The organism is Candidatus Zixiibacteriota bacterium (assembly GCA_040753875.1).
In the GTDB taxonomy this organism is placed as follows: domain Bacteria; phylum Zixibacteria; class MSB-5A5; order GN15; family FEB-12; genus DATKJY01.
In genome coordinates this window covers 11,217-27,859 of sequence record JBFMDV010000025.1, presented here as the reverse complement: position 1 = coordinate 27,859, position 16,643 = coordinate 11,217, and the positions used below count along the sequence as shown (strand labels likewise).

The window sequence follows — 16,643 nt, the reverse complement described above, 5'->3', positions numbered from 1 at the left end:
GACACCTCTATCCAGTCCTTGTATTCGAGAACATCGGAGCGTCGCGCCGCGTTGGCTGCTTTCACGATGAAATAATACGATGGCGACGAATACCCGCCCGTCTGTTTCTTCTCTTGTTGAATCTTGATGAACTGGTCATCGATGACCAGTTCCCACTCCGCTTCGATCTTATCCCCCTGCACGCTCGATTCGAGTGACGTCAGCAGCTTGTGCGCGAAACGCGATTCCTTAACAAAGATGTCGAAAACGGCTTTCTCGCCGGAGGGAATTCCGGCGCACTCGGCTTTCAGTTGCACTTTGTCGCCTACTCGGGCCGACTTCACTGACCACTCGGCCTTACTGATTCCCTTGAGCGCGATTTCGTAGTTCCCCTTTTCGACGCCCCCTTTGCGAATACGCCCGGCCAGAGTCCCTGACGAACTTGTGCCGTCAGGCCCCTTGATGACATACTCGACACCACCGACCGGAAGGCCCGCCTTGTCGACGAACGTAACATCGAGGAAATGCCCTTCCTCGACCGTGCCGCTCTTGGCCTTGGGGGCCGACGATGCTTTCCCGCTGCCACTGCCGGCTCCCCCGCCGCCACCGCCGCCGTCACCTATCAGCACGGTGGGGCACCCCATAGCAATACTGTCCGGCGGTCCGGAGCACTGGCACATATCTCCTTGCCGAGCGGCCGGTTGGCCGCAGATCATGACCGTCATGGCGCCCATGAGAATAGGTCCACCGACATGCGGTGGCGGTGGAACACCGGGATTCACCATAGGACACACGTGCATATCATTGACGCGTGCTGCCGGCATTCCGCCTATCAGGACCGTGGGAGCACCCACGACAATAGTTCCACCATGTGTGGTAGGGTCACCTAATCGGGCTGCTGGTTTGCCGGCCATGGTCTCGTCTTGGTATGATGCAGTTGTGCGTTAATCCTTGCAATACAGAACGATGGTAGACGCTGAAAGTCAATGAAAAAGTCCCGCCGGCGGTGTGCGATTGAACTGCCGACCGGACAAACAGATAGTAGGCTGCGACGATGTTATTACGGTTTCGGCCCCTTAGGGGATTGGTCCGTAAAGCCGTCCGCATAACGCCCCTCAAGCCCGGTCACGGTCCCGGATGCGTCCCTGAGAATCTTGAGTCGGAAGTTGTCCATCCCGTGAAGTTGAAAGAGGTCTTTGGCCATCGGCATTAGTTGAAATCTCGGACGTCCTTCACGTTGGTAGTAGAGACGCCCTTCCTCAAGAGTAATCGTACGTTCGCCGTATGTGCCGGTGTAGGATTGTAGAACCGTTGATAGCATTGTCACGGGATTCAATGACGCCTCAAGCCCTTCGAGGGTCCAGGCCATCTCACGCTTTTGATCTTCAGAAGAGGCCTTTTCCAGAAGCTTCTTCAGTGCTGTCTGCTGGGCGACTACGAGGGCCTTATCGGCCGGAATCTCGATGTCTGGTTTTACGCCGGTCCCTTCCCAATTAGTGCCGGAAATTGGATTGATGGCCCGCCCGAACGGAATGCGCGCGCCAAAATGAAGTGATGGGAAAAAGTGCTCCTCAACCGGGTGCGCCCCGCCGCCGGTGGTCTCGCCGATGATCGTGGCCCGTTTCAGATTCTTGAGATTATACGTGAATTCTTCGGCGCCCGAAAACGTGAAACTGCTGGTCAGGACGTACACATCGGCCTTCTCCAACCGCTGCCCTGGCACCCAGGCAGCAGACCAGAATTGGGCGATGGAGTCGGTCTGTCGGATGTAGAAGCTATTCAGATGGGTCGGTTCTTTGAGCAGGTAGCTGGTCAGCAGCTGGATCATGGATGGGTCCCCACCTCCGTTTTGGCGGAGGTCGAATATGATGGCATCGGTATTGGCCAGGAATCCCATCGCATTGACCGCGGTCTGGCCGGCGAACTCCGCGCCGACGAATTGTCTCAAATCCAGGTAACCGATATTCCCGGGTAGTCGTTCGAGTTTCACGAAGCCAAATTTCGGCGACGCATGTCGGCGAGCATTTCCTGACGCTGCTGGTCGGTCATGGTATCGATTACCATTTGGTCCTCAGGAAAGAATCGGACGCTCAGATGCCGGTCGTGGCAGATTTCGCGCAGGTCTTTGGTGAGCATTTCACCGAACTGCCGCGCGCTGGTGACGCTGTCATAGCCGCCGCTCTTGAATTTTTTCCTAAGGGCGGATTCCATGTTCTTCGCCTTGTCGGGGAAAACGTAAAACTTGTTGAGTGAGGCCGAGAGGCTGTCGATGATGGCTGCTCGACGGGCGCCATCGATTGTCTCATCCGGCACGGCCGGCCCGGACTGCGCCCGCGCGGACGCACAGGTCAAGCACGTGACTGCGATAACGACAAGCACACGGGCTGTCGCCCGGAGAATCGTCCGGGAGACTGTTGTCGACAACGACCCTTGATACCACCTGAACATGGGAATCTCCTATTTGCGTTTCGCTATTACTGTCTTTTGAATATGCGGTTTGCCGTCCAGCCGATGGGTGATGCGCGCGTACATGTCTTTTGCGTCAAGGAGCGATTCGACTGAAGTAAGGATAGCCAGCAGGTCATGGCCTGTCTCGGACAACAATTCGCTATTCGCAGTCTCGATTTGCCGCCAGATGGGGGTCAAGGTCGCATAGGTGTCCTTGCCTCTGGGCGTGAGCTTAAGCAGTCGGCGGCGTTCATCGGAGCGGTCCCTGTTGCCACTGACGAGCCCCGCCTTAATCATGGCACCGGCAATCTGGTTGATGGCCGGGTGGGTGAGTCCAAGCGCCCGGGCGGCATCGGTGACACTCACCGTCGTTTGCTGCTTGAGCAAATATAGCAGCGGGAACCACCTCGGTTCGAACGCGACCTTCTGCTCGGCGTACACTCTGGCCACGTCTCGCATAAGGCGATCGCTTAACCGCCGGAGTCGGCTGGCTAACGCGAGACTTCCAAGCTGCGTGATGAGATCCGGCCTTAGTTTATCCATCAGGATGTATTTACGTAAGTGCTTACGTAAATGTTTCAGTCGAGCCGAACTCTTGTTTTCGGGCTATGAGATTGGGAGTGTTTCTTTAGATGGCGCAGGGAGTAACGCTATTGCCTTGTGAGATTGAGATCGCCGCGATGATAGGCGTAGTATGCGGCACAGGCCCCTTCCGATGATACCATGGTGGCGCCCATTGGAGTCTGCGGCGTGCACCGATTGCCGAACGCGGCGCATTCGAACGGTTTCTTCAATCCCTGTAGCACCAACCCGCTGATACAATCGGGCGACTCAGTCGCAGTGATGGAATCGACCGCAAAGCGCTTCTCGGCATCATATGAAGCGAACTCCTCACGAAGGCGGAGGCCGCTCCGTGGGATATTGCCAATACCCCGCCAGGCGCGGTCGGTGATCTCAAACACCTCGGTCACGTCGTTCTTCGCAGACATGTTTCCCTCGCGGCTGACCACCCGAGGATATTGATTCTCCACTCTCGCCTCGCCGCGCTCCAATTGCGTGACGGCAGACAGAATTCCGTTAAGCAGGTCCACCGGTTCGAAACCGGTTACAACCACCGGCACATGGTATTTTCCCGCGATCGGCTCGTACTGCTGCCAGCCCATCACCGCGCACACATGTCCGGCGGCCAGGTAGGCGTTGACGCGGTTCAAGGGTGAATCCAGCAGTGCCGTCATCGCCGGCGGCACCAGAACATGAGATACCAGTAACGAGAAGTTATTCATACCCTCCCGCATCGCCTGTTTGACTGTCATCGCAGTGTTCGGTGTGGTAGTCTCAAAGCCGACCGCGAAAAACACCACCTGCTTATCGGGGAATTGGCGGGCCAGAGCCAGGGCATCCAATGGTGAGTACACGATTCGCACGTCGCCCCCCGCAGCGCGCACCATAAACAGGTCTTTCTTCGAACCCGGCACGCGCAGCATGTCGCCAAATGAGGTGAAGATCACGTTTGGGAACGATGCAATCGCAATGGCCTTGTCAATCAATTCCAACGGCGTTACGCAAACAGGGCAACCTGGACCATGAACCAGCTCGATCTGCGGAGGCAACATCCGGTCGATCCCGTTTTTGACTATACTGTGCGTCTGACCGCCGCAGATCTCCATGATCACCCAGGGTCGGGTGGTCACAGCATTTATTCGTGATAGTAGCGCCTTTACCAGGCCGGGATCGCGGTACTCGGAGAGATGTTTCATGACACGTCCACAGCGCTACGAATTCTCATCGGTCATGTGTTCAGCCAGCTCGTCCCATAAGGCCAGGGTTTTCTGAGCCTCGTTTTCATCGATGACAGTAATGGCGAATCCGGCGTGGACAATCACATACTGCCCCACGACCGCTTCCGGGACATATTCGATACAGGCTGTATTGACCGTCCCGCCATAGTCAACCTTCCCCATGCGAAGGCCGTTTTGCTCAAACGTCTCGATCAGTTTTCCGGGTATGGCCAGGCACATCTGTTCATCACCTCAAATGGACTTTTTACCAAGCGATCCCCTGGAGGCCATCGCATTCGCCGCCACGATCTGGCCCAAGGCAAGGCCGCCGTCGTTGGTTGGCACCTGCACGTGGGTCAGGATTTCGAACTGCTCCTCTCGCAGTCGGCGGACCATTTCTTCAAAGAATAACAGGTTCTGATACACACCGCCACTGAGCGCCACGCGTTTGATGTCGGTTTCCTGGCGGGCGGCCGTTGCAGCTTTTAGGAACAACTCGACAAGACCAACGTGAAACGCATGGGCCAGGTCGCGTCGGTGGACGTCACGCGCAATGCCCTCGACTACTGTACGTATCAGATGCCGGAAGTCGAGTGGACCGCGTGCGGTAACCAACACCGGCATATTCCCCGGCATAGCCGATTTCGACTCGTGCGCGAGGAACTCCAATTCCATTGCAGCCTGCGCCTCGAAGGTCACTTCATTGCGAGTCCCCAGAATTGCCGCAATGCCATCAAACAAACGTCCGCAGCTCGACGTGAGGGGGGAGTTTATGTGACGAGTGATCGCCTGCAGCACGGTATCTCTATGAGTAGCGGGAATCTCGTTCAGGAGCGGAACATCGAGGGCACGGAAATCGTCGCCATACGCATACTGCAGGTAAGCCAGCGCCATCCGCCATGGCTGACGAATCGCTGCCGTTCTGCCCGGCATCGGCACGGGCGCCAGCCAGGCAAACCGCTCAAAGTCGGCCGCGTCTCCGACAAGAACCTCTCCGCCCCATATGGTGCCATCGGTGCCATAGCCGGTGCCATCGAGAATGATCCCAATGGTGCGCTCGCTCACACCGTTCTCCGCCATCACCGAAACAAGATGTGCGTGATGATGCTGAACCTGCACACACTTCAGCCCCTGTTTTGCAGCCCATTTTGTCGAGAGATACTCCGGATGCAGGTCACACGCAATCAGCTCAGGAGTGATCCCGAGTATCGACTTGAGATGGGCCATGCAATGTTCGAAAAATCCCAATGCCGACGGGTTGTCGAGGTCGCCAATATGCTGGCTGAGAAAAACGACATCATTTCGTCCGAGCGCCACCGTATTCTTCAATTCCCCGCCAACCGCCAGAGTAGGCCGGTGAAGATCGCTCTTGAGAAACACCGGTTCAGGGACGAATCCCCGGGCGCGTCTGATAAGACGTGGAGAGCCTGAGGCTATGCGCATGATCGAATCATCGCACCGCTGCAGGATTTCACGATCGTGAAGCAAGAAATAGTCCGCAAGGGGCGCGAGCCGTTCAAGCGCCTCTTCACAGCCAATGGCTATCGGCTCCTCGGCGAAGTTTCCGCTCGTCATGATCAGGGCGTCGAAGTTGCCCCTCAAGAGAAGGTGATGGAGCGGGCTGTAGGCCAGCATGAAGCCGAGAAACGGATTGCCTGGTGCAGCAAGCCCGGAGAGCTTGTGGCCGGTTTTGGCACGGAGCAACACGATTGGTCGTCGGTAGTCGCACAGCAGAGTGGATTCGTCGGTCGATACGTCGCAGAACTTCCGCACGCTGTCCAGCGACGGGGCCATCAGAGCGAACGGCTTTTCGGCGCGCCCTTTTCGGCGCCGAAGTTCAGAGACCGCAGTATCGTTCGTTGGGTCGCACGCCAAGTGGAATCCGCCTACCCCCCGGACGGCGAGTATCTTGCCTGCCCGGAGCAGTCGCACGGTTTCGTCGATCGGATCACCGGGTATCGCGTTACCGCTGCCATCCATGAGCGTCAGACTTGGGCCGCACGCTGGGCAGGCGTTCGGCTGGGTGTGGAATCTTCGATTTGTCGGCTCGTGGTACTCCGCTGCGCACGCGGGACACATGGGGAATATTTTCATCGACGTAGACGGCCGGTCATAGGGGACACCTTCGACAATCGTAAACCTCGGACCGCAGTTCGTGCAGTTGATGAGGGGGTAGTGAAAGCGGCGGTCGGTCGGGTCGAACAGTTCGCGAAGACAGTCATCGCAGGTGGCGATATCGGGAGGGATAATCGTCTGTGGCGATAGTGCATCCTTGCTGCCGATGATGGCGAACGTTGTTCCGCCGTCGGCGCTGATATGTTCGACCGACAGACCGGTGAGGCGGCTCAGAGGGGGAGAATCCGATCGCAGCCGACCGACGAACCGGTCAAGCACCTCAGGATGCCCTTCGATCTCGATGGTAACACCGCTGCTGTCATTTTGAACAAATCCAGCAAGTTGCAGCTCGTTGGCGAGCCTGTAGACAAACGGGCGAAACCCGACCCCCTGCACAATCCCCTGGACGCTGAGACGTCGCCTCAGGCGGCCTGTCGTGGAACTCACGCTGGTCATGTTCTATCCGGACACCATTGCATGTCCAAATATAACATATTTGCAGGCAGGAACCCAATTGTGTCGGCGAATGTCCGGCCCAGCCGAAGGAGGGAGTGGTAAATGGTTATTTCTCAAGGAGCCGCATCAACTCGTCGGCATCGATCTCCTCATTGGCGTCAAAGCTATGTGAGACAATAGCACCCGTTCGATTGATCGCCACCATGTACGGATAATTCGTAACTTCGAACCTGTCCATGAAGACGTTGCCCGTGTCGGCATAGACGGGGAAAGTGAGCTTGTTGTCGAGCCGATACTTGCGGATCTCATGCTGCGGACTGAAGGTGAGGCCGAAGAGGTTCAGTTCGGCGAGTTTTTCGTCGGTCCGGGCCTGTTCCCACTTGGCCGTCATGACCTTGCACGGAGGGCAGCCGAATTCCAAAAACAAGACGACGGCTGGCTTGCCGCCGAGCAGTTGTCCCGTGCTGTTAGTCACGCCATCCTCGCTCAGTACGGCAACGTCGGGAAATGGGGTACTGACGGTGAGCTTGGTAATGAACTGCTGCTCCATCACGGGCGGCGAACTCTGCCGCTCACGGAATCGCATGCCGAGATACACGCCGGCAAAAGCAACAATCAGCACCAACAGGAGCGTTATGACATTCTTGGCTATCGACTTCGAATCGGGCATTGGCTGGTCTCTCCACTTTCTGCAAACCATGCGTAAGGAAATCTGGTTCGCCGGGCAACAAAAAGCGGGAGGAAGGTGGACTCCGCTCCCGCCAGGTTCAATCGGCTCATCGACCGGTCGCCGGTGAACTAATGTAACGTTGTCAGCAATTGTAGATCTGCGGGCACTGGAACTTGCTGGTGAATTTGCAGGTCGTCACACCATTGGCAACACAACAATAGAGCGGAGTCCCAGAGCAGCTACACGTGTAATAGCAGCTGGCAGCGCTGGCTGTCGGAGCGGTCGAGCCGATCACGAACGCCATCGCAAAGATCACTGCGAGAGCGACAAACGCTTTTTTCATACGTCACCTCCTTTCGCGTCTTGGGTAAAAATCACCTTCATGGATGAATAATGTCAACAATTATCTGGCGCTTGATTGTCACATCATCAGTCGATTTCGCACAACAGGGCGATGGGTCGAGCAATAGGTGCGAGAACCACATGTGCGGCAACGAGGTTCTAAAAGAGCCTTGGCCCGAACGCGAGGCTGCAAAGCTGTTATGCGGCTGCGTGATGCGACCGATTTGGGCAGTGCGAGCCGACGGTCGGGTAGATCCTACCCGTGAGCAGTGTGGCCGAATTGAGTAACTCACACCCAGGCTGCGGCCAGGTTCTCGCCGGGCATTAATTCCCCGTTGTGGCACAAGACGTTACAACTTCGCACTGCGAATGCGATTTGGCAGGCAATTTGACTAACTGTTAGGACAGTAGAGAGAAAAACGACGTGAAGATGGCCAACTTTCAGTAGAGGTGCTATCGAGGACAAGTATCAAACTCATCCTCGGCCTAATTCATGTCGAAAACGGGGGCCATTTACGTACCCTCATCTTGCGCGGTAGAGGGTCTAGATCCCCGGTGGCGCTCTCGCGAGACCGCCGGGGGTATTTTTTGAAGGTTAACGGGTTTTGATGGGCGCCAAAGAGAGGGGATGCCCGTCACACCGGGTCGGCGTCGGGCCAGATTCGTCGGAGGCGAAGACGGCCCGGCGCGTGACTCAATTCATTGACTGACTTCCGGCAAATCTTTCTCCGTTGGCTCGTCTTTGCGGAATCCGAGCGCATAGTCCGCCTGCATCAGGGTGTGAATCTCGCGGGTTCCCTCATAAATAGAAGCCCCCTTGGAATTGCGATAGAACCGCTCGACCGGATATTCATCAGAGAAGCCATACGCCCCGAACACTTGCACAGCGTTGGCGGCGCTGGCTTCGGCCTCACGGCAGGCGATCCACTTGGCGAGTGAGGTGGCGCGGGTCGCACGCTGCCCCTGATTCTTCAGCCAGCCGGCTTTCATCCAAAGATAGCTGCTGTATTCGTACGCGGCCTCCATGTTGGCGATCATCTGCTTGACCAACTGGTGCTCGGCGATTTGATGTTCGAAAGTTCTCCGCTCGAATGAGTATTTAACGCAGGCATCGCGGCATGCCTTTATAAGCCCGCAAGATCCCGCTGCCACCGTATACCTCCCCTGATCAAGGCAAAACATCGCGATCTTGAATCCGGCCCCTTCTTTGTGCACCAGATTTTCGGCCGGTACTGCCACGTCCTGCATCGAAATCCACCCGGTGTTGCCGGCACGCACGCCAAGCTTGCCGTGAATGGTACCGGTGGTCAGGCCCGGCCATTGACGCTCGACAATGAATGCGGACATACCGGTGTGGTCCCGCTTTTTCTTCTTGTCCAGATCGGTCCAGGCGAAGATTAGAAAATAGTCCGCCACATCGGCCAGCGAAATCCACATCTTCTCACCGTTCAGAATATACTTGTCCCCCTTTTTGACCGCGGTCGTCTGAATTCCTACCACGTCGCTTCCGGCAGCCGGTTCGGTCAAACCGAATGTGGCTATCTTCTCTCCTTTGGCAGCCGGGACCAAATACTTCTGTTTCTGCGATTTGTTGGCCCACGTCAGGACAGGTAAGGAGAACAAGCCAATATGTACGGACAGGATGACGCGCGCCGAGGTATCGCCGTATTCCAGTTCCTCTGAAGCCAGCCCCAGCGAAATATAGTCCATCCCCAGCCCGCCATATTGCTCCGGAATGCAGAACCCAAGCAGGTTCGCCTCGGCCAGGGCCGGAAGAAGATCGGGATTCAGCTTCTGCGAGCGGTCGTATTCCTGGATTTTCGGGAGTATCACCCGGCCGGCCACATCGCGCGCCATATCACGTACGGCGAGCTGGTTGTCCGTAAAGGAAAAGTCTATCATGAGTCTATATTCTCCTTCATCATTCGTCGTTGATTGCATATATACCGACCTCGGACAGTCATGTCAAACGAAGGTTCAGAACGGCTGTTGCCACGCCAGTTCCCATCCCGTATATTCGTAACCCTTGACAGCACCGGAAGGAATTACGTGTGACGGAACCGACTGGCGTAAAAGCCGACATCATTCGATACACCGAAGAGTATTCCGAGGTGGTCCGCTCCTGGATTGACTCCGAAGAAACCTATTTCAATGTTTGTCGCGGCAAGGATTTTCCGCCTGCCGAAGATATTGTCGACAGTTGGCAGCGCGAAGGAGTCAGCTCTTTTCTGCTGTTCGCGAATCGTCAACCGGTCGCCTACGGTGAACTCTGGCCCCGTCCCGCGGAGCGTGCGGTGGAAATTAACCACGTGATCGTCGACCAATACAAGCGGCTGCAGGGGTATGGCACAAAGACACTGCAACTTCTGTACGAGCGAGCGGCCCAGCGCCCGCACATCATCAAAGTTGTGATCAACTTGTATGGCGACAGCCAGGCGGCGCTCGGGTGTTATGTCAAAGCCGGATTTGAGCTGTATGGCACCTCGCCGCACACCATGGGGCTGCGCATGATGCGGATGGTAAAACGTTAGACATAGTTACTGATGGATTAATCGGGATCTGATTCATGATTACAAAAGTAGGTATCGTAGGATTTGGGCAAATGGGGTCGGGGATAGGGCAAGTTGCGGCCGCGGCCGGATATAAAGTCGTGGCGCGCGAGGTGTCCGATGAGCTTTTCAAAAAGGGGCTGGGGTATATCACCAAGACTCTCGACAAGGCAATCGAAAAGGGAAAGGCTGACCAGGCGCTGAAAGACAAGGTGGTCGGGAATATCAAAGGGACGACTGCGCTGAAAGACCTGGCCGACTGCGATATCATCTGCGAAGCTGTAATCGAAAATCTCGATGCCAAAAAGACCGTTTACAGAGAACTCGATGGCGTTTGCAAGCCGGAGACGATCTTCGCGTCCAATACGTCGTCGCTATCAATTGGCGACATGGCTTCGGTCACCAATCGTCGTGACCGGTTTGTCGGCCTGCACTTTTTCAATCCAGTGGCGGTGATGAAACTGTGCGAAGTAGTGAAGACGCTGGATACATCGGAGCAGACCTTCAAGACGGCGTTCGCATTCGCCGAGTCGGTCGGGAAAACCTGCGTGACGGCGAAAGATTCCCCTGGTTTCGTCGTGAATGTTTTACTGGTGCCGTACTTGCTTGATGGTATACGTCAGTACGAGCGTGGCTTGGCCTCGCGTGAGGATATCGACAACGCCATGATGCTGGGATGCGGGCACCCCATGGGACCGCTGACCCTGACTGATTTCATCGGTCTGGATACGATCCTCTACATCGCGGATATCATGTTCGAGGAGTTCAAGGATTCGCACTATGCCGCACCGCCGCTTCTACGACGGATGGTCAACGCAGGTTATTTGGGCAGGAAAAGTGGCCGCGGGTTTTATGATTACGGGCGCAAATAATTCCGGACTCGATTCAAGGTTGAAAGTTCGCATTGATCATAGACAAGGAATAGCAGATGGCTGATTACAAGAATCTCCTGGTGGAGAAAAAGGGCGCGGTGCTGGTTGTAACTGTCAACCGCGAAAGGGCACTGAATGCCCTCAACAAAGAAACAATCAACGAGCTGCAGCAGTTGTTCAGTTTCCACTGGACCGATGACAGTATCCGCTGTGTGGTGCTGACGGGCGCCGGCGAGAAGGCGTTCGTGGCCGGCGCCGATATCACGGAACTGGCAGACCTCGATGTCCGCAGCGGCACCGAGCTGTCGGCGCGCGGGCTGTATCTGATGAAGACCATCCAGAACTTCCCCAAGCCGGTGATCGCCGCTGTCAACGGTTTTGCGCTCGGTGGTGGGTGTGAGTTGGCAATGGCGTGTGATATTCGGCTCGCTTCGGAGAAGGCCAAGCTGGGTCAGCCGGAAGTCAATCTGGGAATAATCCCCGGTTACGGCGGCACGCAGCGGTTGCCGCGTCTGGTCGGCAAAGGAAAGGCGCTCCAGATGATACTTACCGGCGAGATCATCAATGCACAGGAAGCGTACCGGATCGGGCTTGTCGATGAGCTGTACCCACCCGACCAGTTGATGACTAAGGCGTTTGAGATGGCAGAGCTGATCGCCAGCAAAGCGCCGCTCGCTATTACTTCCGCCAAAGAATGTGTTCACCGGGGTCTGGATATCAATCTGACCGCCGGGTGTGACTTAGAAAAGGCGACTTTTGGCTCGATCTGCGGCACCGGCGACAAAAACGAGGGGATGGAGGCGTTTCTGGAGAAACGGAAACCGCAGTTTACAGGCCATTGAACGGCTCATCACCTTTTCTGGGGAACTGAATGGACGAAAACCGGCTGTACGATGATCTAGCGCATTTGTATCCGCTCATAGCGGGACCGGAGGCATATGCCCGTGAAGCCGAGGTCTGGAAACAGATTCTTCGCGAGAAGCTCGGTCCCGGACGGCATCGTATATTGGAATTAGGCGTGGGTGGTGGCTTCAACTTGTCGCATTTCACAGCCGAGTACGATGCTGTCGCGGTCGATCTTTCCCCCAAGATGGTGGCCAATTCTATGCGGTTGAATCCCGATGTACCGCATTCCGTCGGGGACATGCGGACAGTCCGGCTCAATCAGACATTCAAAGCAGTGCTTATTCATGACGCGATCTGTTATCTTACGACTGAGGACGACCTGCGGCAGACGTTTGAAACAGTGAATCTCCACTTGGAGACGGGAGGAGTTGTCATAGCGGCGCCTGATTGGTACAAGGAGACGTTTATCGACGGCCAGGTGCGCCATAACACCATGCGGGCCGGGGACACTTTGTTGACACACATCGAATACGAATACGATTCCGACCCTGATGACACCAAAAACGACATGATCCTGTTATATTTCATTCGGCAGGGGAAAGCGCTCAGGATCGAGCAGGACCATCACATTCTGGGCCTGTTTCCGGCGGAGACCTGGCTCCGGATTATCAAAGCGTGTGGCTTCATAGTCGAACGTCGCCTCTGCTGCGTTCACGAGGACGGCCGCGAGGCCTGGGCACTGGTGGGAGTGAAGACGGGGTGATAGAGCGGCGCCTTGTCGCGCTTATGCTGCGAATGCCGCGAAACGGTCTCTTCGTGCCTTAGGAACAACTCACACATCTGCGCATTTCATATATCGATGGAACTCCTCTCCCTCTTTTTCAACTCCTTTGTTGTCGGGTTCACGGGGGCCATGATGCCCGGGCCTCTCCTGACGGTTGATATCGCCGAGACACCCCGCAGTGGCTGGAAGACCGGGCCGATCCTCTCGGTCGGACACGCCATCGCCGAGATCGCGGTCGTGGTCGTGCTGGCGCTAGGCCTGGCGGCGTTGACGGATAACACGGTCATTGTCCGCGTGATTGCGCTGGTCGGCGGGCTGGCGCTCCTTGCCATGGCAGGTATGATGGCGTACGACACGCTCAAGTCACGGGTGAGCTACGACGCAACCGCCGCACACGGGAGTTCCCACATGAAACTCACGGCGAAAGGAATCACGACTACCCTGGTGAATCCGTACTGGTTTGTCTGGTGGGCGACGATCGGGCTGGCGTTTATGGTGCAGGCGAAGGGGCTTGGCTATGTCGGTCCGGTGGTATTCTACTTTGGACACATCATGTCGGATTTTGTCTGGTACACGCTGGTGTCTGTTCTTATCTGGAACGGGCGACATCTCATCATGGGACGCGGGCTGAAGATTCTCATCTTGACCTGCGTTGCTTTTCTCCTGTATCTTGGCGTGAAGTTCATCCATGATGGTGTCACCGGTGCCGTTTAGCAGACTTGCCTGTCTTTTTGTCTCCCTTCTCCCGATCTCCGCATGTCCATCCGACACCTACTGGCAACAGGAAGTCAACTATGTCATGAATGTCGCGCTGCGAAGCGACCTTCGGACGATCACCGGCCGAATCGACATCGAGTATGTCAATAATTCCCCCGACACACTGCACGAAATATTTCTCAAGGCGTTCCCCAACGCCGTTCAGAACGGCTCCTGTGCGGACAAAAAATCCCGCCGCGAGAATGATTATTCATTCGCAGACCTGAAACCGGAGCAGGAGGGAAAACTCACCCTCAGTCCGGCAACGGGTGGATTTGGCGTGCGCACTATTCGATGGTACCAGATCGACAATACCATTATTACGGTCACACCCGATAAGCCGGTCCGACCGGGCGACACGGCGCTATTCTCGTTTGACTTCACCACCGTGCTGCCGTCGCCGCACGCCATGCGGATGGGTCTGTTTCGCGATGTCACCAAGGCGGTGTACTGGTATCCGCAGGTCTGTGTGTATGACCGGAAACTGGGTTGGGTCAATTCGCAGTATCTGGGGTGGGGCGAGTGTTATGGTGATTTCGGGCGGTTCGACGTGACCATCGCGGCTCCTGAGGATCAGATAATCGCCGCCACAGGGCTGCTGCTCAATGAATCAGATGTCCTGCCTGATACGCTACGAAACGCGCTGGACCGAAACAACTTTGTTGGTCCGAAAGCAAGCTGGCCGCAGTTTTCGTTTGATACTTCAAGAACGAAGTCGTGGCATTACGTGGCCGAGAAGGTGAACGACTTCACATTCGTGTCGTCGTCGCAGTTCTGTCTGGACAGCACCGGCGCAGGCAGTGTGCCGATCATCGCCCACATTCTCCGAGCACATGCCGCCACCTGGGAGAGCGCCGTCAGGCTGGGTAAAGAGGCGGTCGCGACTCTCTCCGAACTCTATTATCCGTATCAGTGGCCGGTACTGCGGATAGTTGATTGTTACAGCGGCATGGAACTCCCCATGATGGCACAGGTGAGCGGCGATGGTCCTTCACCCGGTTTCCACATTGTCATCTACCACGAGATCGCTCACCAATGGTTCATGGGGCAGGTAGGGTCCAACCAAACAGACCGCCCGTTCCTCGATGAGGGGTTTACCACGTTTGCCGAGCACGACGTGATGGAGAAATACCTGGGGCGGGATGGCAACGTGGACAACTATCGGAACTGGTATCAGCGCGCATTCGCTCCGCACGATGAAGACCGCAACCTGCGCGGATTTCGTCCGCTCTTGCTTCTGATGAAGCAGGGTTATGACAAGCCGATGGTCTTCTCGTACGATCAGGGGGAGGAGTACTGGCCGTATCGGGTTTCTGCCTATTACAAGACCGCGGCCATGCTCCACTCCCTGCGTTCGATTCTCGGCGACTCGCTGTTTTATGCGGCCATGCACAAGTACTGCCGAGACTGGATGTTCCGCCATCCGTACGAAGATGACTTTGCCACTTCCATGGAAACAAGTACCGGTCTCGAACTGAATAACTACCTTGACCAGTGGTTCTACGGGCGGGCACGGCTCGACTATTCATTGGCAGGGCTGAAATCGTCTCACCATGACCAGACCTGGGAACACACCATAAAGGTTAAGAACCGGGGCCGTTTTGTATCTCCGATCGACGTCGCCGTGGTTTTCGAGCAGGGGGACACCTCATATTACACTATTCCTCCCGAAGGAATATCGTTCGCCAAACCGGGCCACATCCTGTTGCCGACCTGGAACCAGTTCCGGCGTTTTGATGAAACCTACACATTCAAGGTACGTGCCCGTCGAAAGGTGAAGCGGGTGGTGGTAGACCCGTTCGAACTGACGATGGATATCAATCGGCTGAACAACCGCTCTGGCTTGCTCCCGCCGATAGAACTCCGATTGGACAACATGAAATATGACCGCACGCCGATCAATGCGTACGCGCTGCGGTGGCGTCCGGATATCTGGTACGACGAGCCGAACGGTGTCCAGATTGGGCTGCACGCGCATGGATCGTTTCTTGAAACGGAGGCGGCCTTTTCATTGGATGCCCGCATGGGGACGGAATCCGGTCGACCAATGATCGACTATCGCTCGCGAATTCCCTTCCGCTCATCAGCTCCACAGGCTTCGTGGCTGCAGCAGATCGTGGTTTCGGACTACCGGACATTCCTGTCGGCCGGATTCGACATTCGTCATAAGCCGCTCTATTCGCAGGACGACAACGAAACTGTGCGAACTAAGGTGGGCTACATCTCAGTCAAAGAGGACGGTCCAAGCGGCCTCGATGCCGGTCTGATTCCGTATTTACCGGACTTCACCTGGGATGCGGGAAATAGCCACACCGCGGCTCTTGAGATCGCCGCTTTGAGAACCTTCCGCTATGGCAGCATCGGTTTTTCGTCCTCCGGCGTCGTTGGGGCTTTTCGCAGCGAAACTGCCAACAGGTCCTGGTTAGAGACTCTCCATCGGGGGAAACTAACCCTGACCCGTCGCGGCAGACCCTGGCTGCAATTTGGCCTTGAGTATCTTCGGGTCTCAGGTGAACCGCCGCTCCAGTACCTGTATCACCTCAGTCGCGCCAGGTCCGTTGACCGATTCGCCCAGTCTCAGGTGTTCAGGTCATCCGGCACGTTTCCCCGAGGGTGGGAGGACAATTTTTATCTGGCTGACAACCGCGTGCGCGGATATCAGGATCATGCAGTCTATTTGATGCAAGCTACTGGCGCTTCGCTTGAGATCACTCCTCCTGATCTCTTGCCTTACCAATGGTTCAAGGTAGTCCCCGTCATCGGCAGGTTCCTATCACAAACGGATCAGACGTTTTTCATCGATGGCTCACTGATTAACATGCCAAAGATTGAGACGTGGCACCAAAGCGGAGTTTCCATCGGTTCCATCGATGACAAATGGTACATGTCGGGCGGGCTATCGGTTTCGACCCCTCCCGTCTGGTCGAATCATCACATTCGTTTGGATTTCCCGCTATACCTGAACAAACCGAAACCAGGCGAGCAGGAGTTCGATTTTCGGTTCTCCGTCGCCTGGATACTTCCGCTCAATTGAAGCTCTTAATTTCG

General features: G+C 56.1%; 15 protein-coding genes and 1 pseudogene. 6 read left to right on the top strand and 10 right to left on the bottom strand.

Translation table 11 applies throughout. The features are described from left to right. Positions 1-596: 596 nt before the first annotated feature. From AB1644_09145 to AB1644_09100, 10 genes and pseudogenes are all read right to left on the bottom strand, one after another. Positions 597-893, bottom strand: a pseudogene (locus AB1644_09145) (PAAR domain-containing protein). Between the two features lie 146 nt (positions 894-1,039). Then, positions 1,040-1,969, bottom strand: coding sequence for a S41 family peptidase (locus AB1644_09140; protein MEW6051208.1), 930 nt, complete (start codon positions 1,967-1,969; stop codon positions 1,040-1,042). Then, positions 1,966-2,427: a hypothetical protein gene (locus AB1644_09135; GenBank protein MEW6051207.1), complete on the bottom strand. Its 462-nt coding sequence runs from the start codon at positions 2,425-2,427 to the stop codon at positions 1,966-1,968. The genes AB1644_09140 and AB1644_09135 overlap by 4 nt, the downstream gene beginning before the upstream one ends. A gap of 9 nt (positions 2,428-2,436) precedes the next feature. After that, positions 2,437-2,970: a MarR family transcriptional regulator gene (locus tag AB1644_09130; GenBank protein ID MEW6051206.1), complete on the bottom strand. Its 534-nt coding sequence runs from the start codon at positions 2,968-2,970 to the stop codon at positions 2,437-2,439. Between the two features lie 107 nt (positions 2,971-3,077). Next, positions 3,078-4,184, bottom strand: a complete 1,107-nt coding sequence (gene hypD, locus AB1644_09125; protein ID MEW6051205.1) for a hydrogenase formation protein HypD — start codon at positions 4,182-4,184, stop codon at positions 3,078-3,080. 15 nt (positions 4,185-4,199) lie between these two features. Beyond that, positions 4,200-4,445: a HypC/HybG/HupF family hydrogenase formation chaperone gene (locus tag AB1644_09120; protein ID MEW6051204.1), complete on the bottom strand. Its 246-nt coding sequence runs from the start codon at positions 4,443-4,445 to the stop codon at positions 4,200-4,202. A 12-nt stretch (positions 4,446-4,457) separates the two neighbouring features. Next, positions 4,458-6,776: a carbamoyltransferase HypF gene (hypF, locus tag AB1644_09115; protein MEW6051203.1), complete on the bottom strand. Its 2,319-nt coding sequence runs from the start codon at positions 6,774-6,776 to the stop codon at positions 4,458-4,460. Positions 6,777-6,882: 106 nt separating this feature from the next. Further along, positions 6,883-7,446, bottom strand: a complete 564-nt coding sequence (locus AB1644_09110; protein MEW6051202.1) for a redoxin domain-containing protein — start codon at positions 7,444-7,446, stop codon at positions 6,883-6,885. Between the two features lie 142 nt (positions 7,447-7,588). Further along, the gene (locus AB1644_09105; GenBank protein MEW6051201.1) at positions 7,589-7,789 is read right to left on the bottom strand and encodes a hypothetical protein; all 201 of its coding nucleotides are present in this window, start codon (positions 7,787-7,789) and stop codon (positions 7,589-7,591) included. Between the two features lie 698 nt (positions 7,790-8,487). Further along, entirely contained in the window at positions 8,488-9,690 is a 1,203-nt protein-coding gene (locus tag AB1644_09100; protein ID MEW6051200.1) for an acyl-CoA dehydrogenase family protein, read from the bottom strand. 149 nt (positions 9,691-9,839) lie between these two features. Between AB1644_09100 and AB1644_09095 the strand changes: the two genes are divergently transcribed. The 6 genes from AB1644_09095 to AB1644_09070 all read left to right on the top strand — a co-directional run bounded on the left by AB1644_09095 (position 9,840) and on the right by AB1644_09070 (position 16,629). After that, positions 9,840-10,319, top strand: coding sequence for a GNAT family N-acetyltransferase (locus tag AB1644_09095; GenBank protein ID MEW6051199.1), 480 nt, complete (start codon positions 9,840-9,842; stop codon positions 10,317-10,319). Between the two features lie 38 nt (positions 10,320-10,357). Continuing rightward, the gene (locus AB1644_09090) at positions 10,358-11,209 is read left to right on the top strand and encodes a 3-hydroxybutyryl-CoA dehydrogenase (protein ID MEW6051198.1); all 852 of its coding nucleotides are present in this window, start codon (positions 10,358-10,360) and stop codon (positions 11,207-11,209) included. A 56-nt stretch (positions 11,210-11,265) separates the two neighbouring features. Next, entirely contained in the window at positions 11,266-12,051 is a 786-nt protein-coding gene (locus tag AB1644_09085; GenBank protein MEW6051197.1) for an enoyl-CoA hydratase-related protein, read from the top strand. 29 nt (positions 12,052-12,080) lie between these two features. After that, on the top strand, positions 12,081-12,818 hold the full coding sequence (locus AB1644_09080; protein ID MEW6051196.1) for a class I SAM-dependent methyltransferase: 738 nt from the start codon (positions 12,081-12,083) through the stop codon (positions 12,816-12,818). A gap of 96 nt (positions 12,819-12,914) precedes the next feature. Then, on the top strand, positions 12,915-13,553 hold the full coding sequence (locus AB1644_09075; GenBank protein MEW6051195.1) for a LysE family transporter: 639 nt from the start codon (positions 12,915-12,917) through the stop codon (positions 13,551-13,553). Continuing rightward, a complete protein-coding gene (locus AB1644_09070) occupies positions 13,528-16,629 on the top strand; it encodes a M1 family metallopeptidase (protein ID MEW6051194.1) in 3,102 nt (1,033 codons plus the stop codon). The genes AB1644_09075 and AB1644_09070 overlap by 26 nt, the downstream gene beginning before the upstream one ends. The last annotated feature ends 14 nt before the right edge of the window (positions 16,630-16,643 follow it).

Coding starts and splice junctions, on each gene's coding strand:
- hypF (MEW6051203.1), bottom strand. CDS start 6,776: ATGACCAGCGTGAGTTCCACGACAGGCCGCCTGAGGCGACGTCTCAGC.
- AB1644_09135 (MEW6051207.1), bottom strand. CDS start 2,427: ATGTTCAGGTGGTATCAAGGGTCGTTGTCGACAACAGTCTCCCGGACG.
- AB1644_09110 (MEW6051202.1), bottom strand. CDS start 7,446: ATGCCCGATTCGAAGTCGATAGCCAAGAATGTCATAACGCTCCTGTTG.
- AB1644_09120 (MEW6051204.1), bottom strand. CDS start 4,445: ATGTGCCTGGCCATACCCGGAAAACTGATCGAGACGTTTGAGCAAAAC.
- AB1644_09085 (MEW6051197.1), top strand. CDS start 11,266: ATGGCTGATTACAAGAATCTCCTGGTGGAGAAAAAGGGCGCGGTGCTG.
- hypD (MEW6051205.1), bottom strand. CDS start 4,184: ATGAAACATCTCTCCGAGTACCGCGATCCCGGCCTGGTAAAGGCGCTA.
- AB1644_09100 (MEW6051200.1), bottom strand. CDS start 9,690: ATGATAGACTTTTCCTTTACGGACAACCAGCTCGCCGTACGTGATATG.
- AB1644_09130 (MEW6051206.1), bottom strand. CDS start 2,970: ATGGATAAACTAAGGCCGGATCTCATCACGCAGCTTGGAAGTCTCGCG.
- AB1644_09105 (MEW6051201.1), bottom strand. CDS start 7,789: ATGAAAAAAGCGTTTGTCGCTCTCGCAGTGATCTTTGCGATGGCGTTC.
- AB1644_09075 (MEW6051195.1), top strand. CDS start 12,915: ATGGAACTCCTCTCCCTCTTTTTCAACTCCTTTGTTGTCGGGTTCACG.
- AB1644_09080 (MEW6051196.1), top strand. CDS start 12,081: ATGGACGAAAACCGGCTGTACGATGATCTAGCGCATTTGTATCCGCTC.
- AB1644_09070 (MEW6051194.1), top strand. CDS start 13,528: ATGATGGTGTCACCGGTGCCGTTTAGCAGACTTGCCTGTCTTTTTGTC.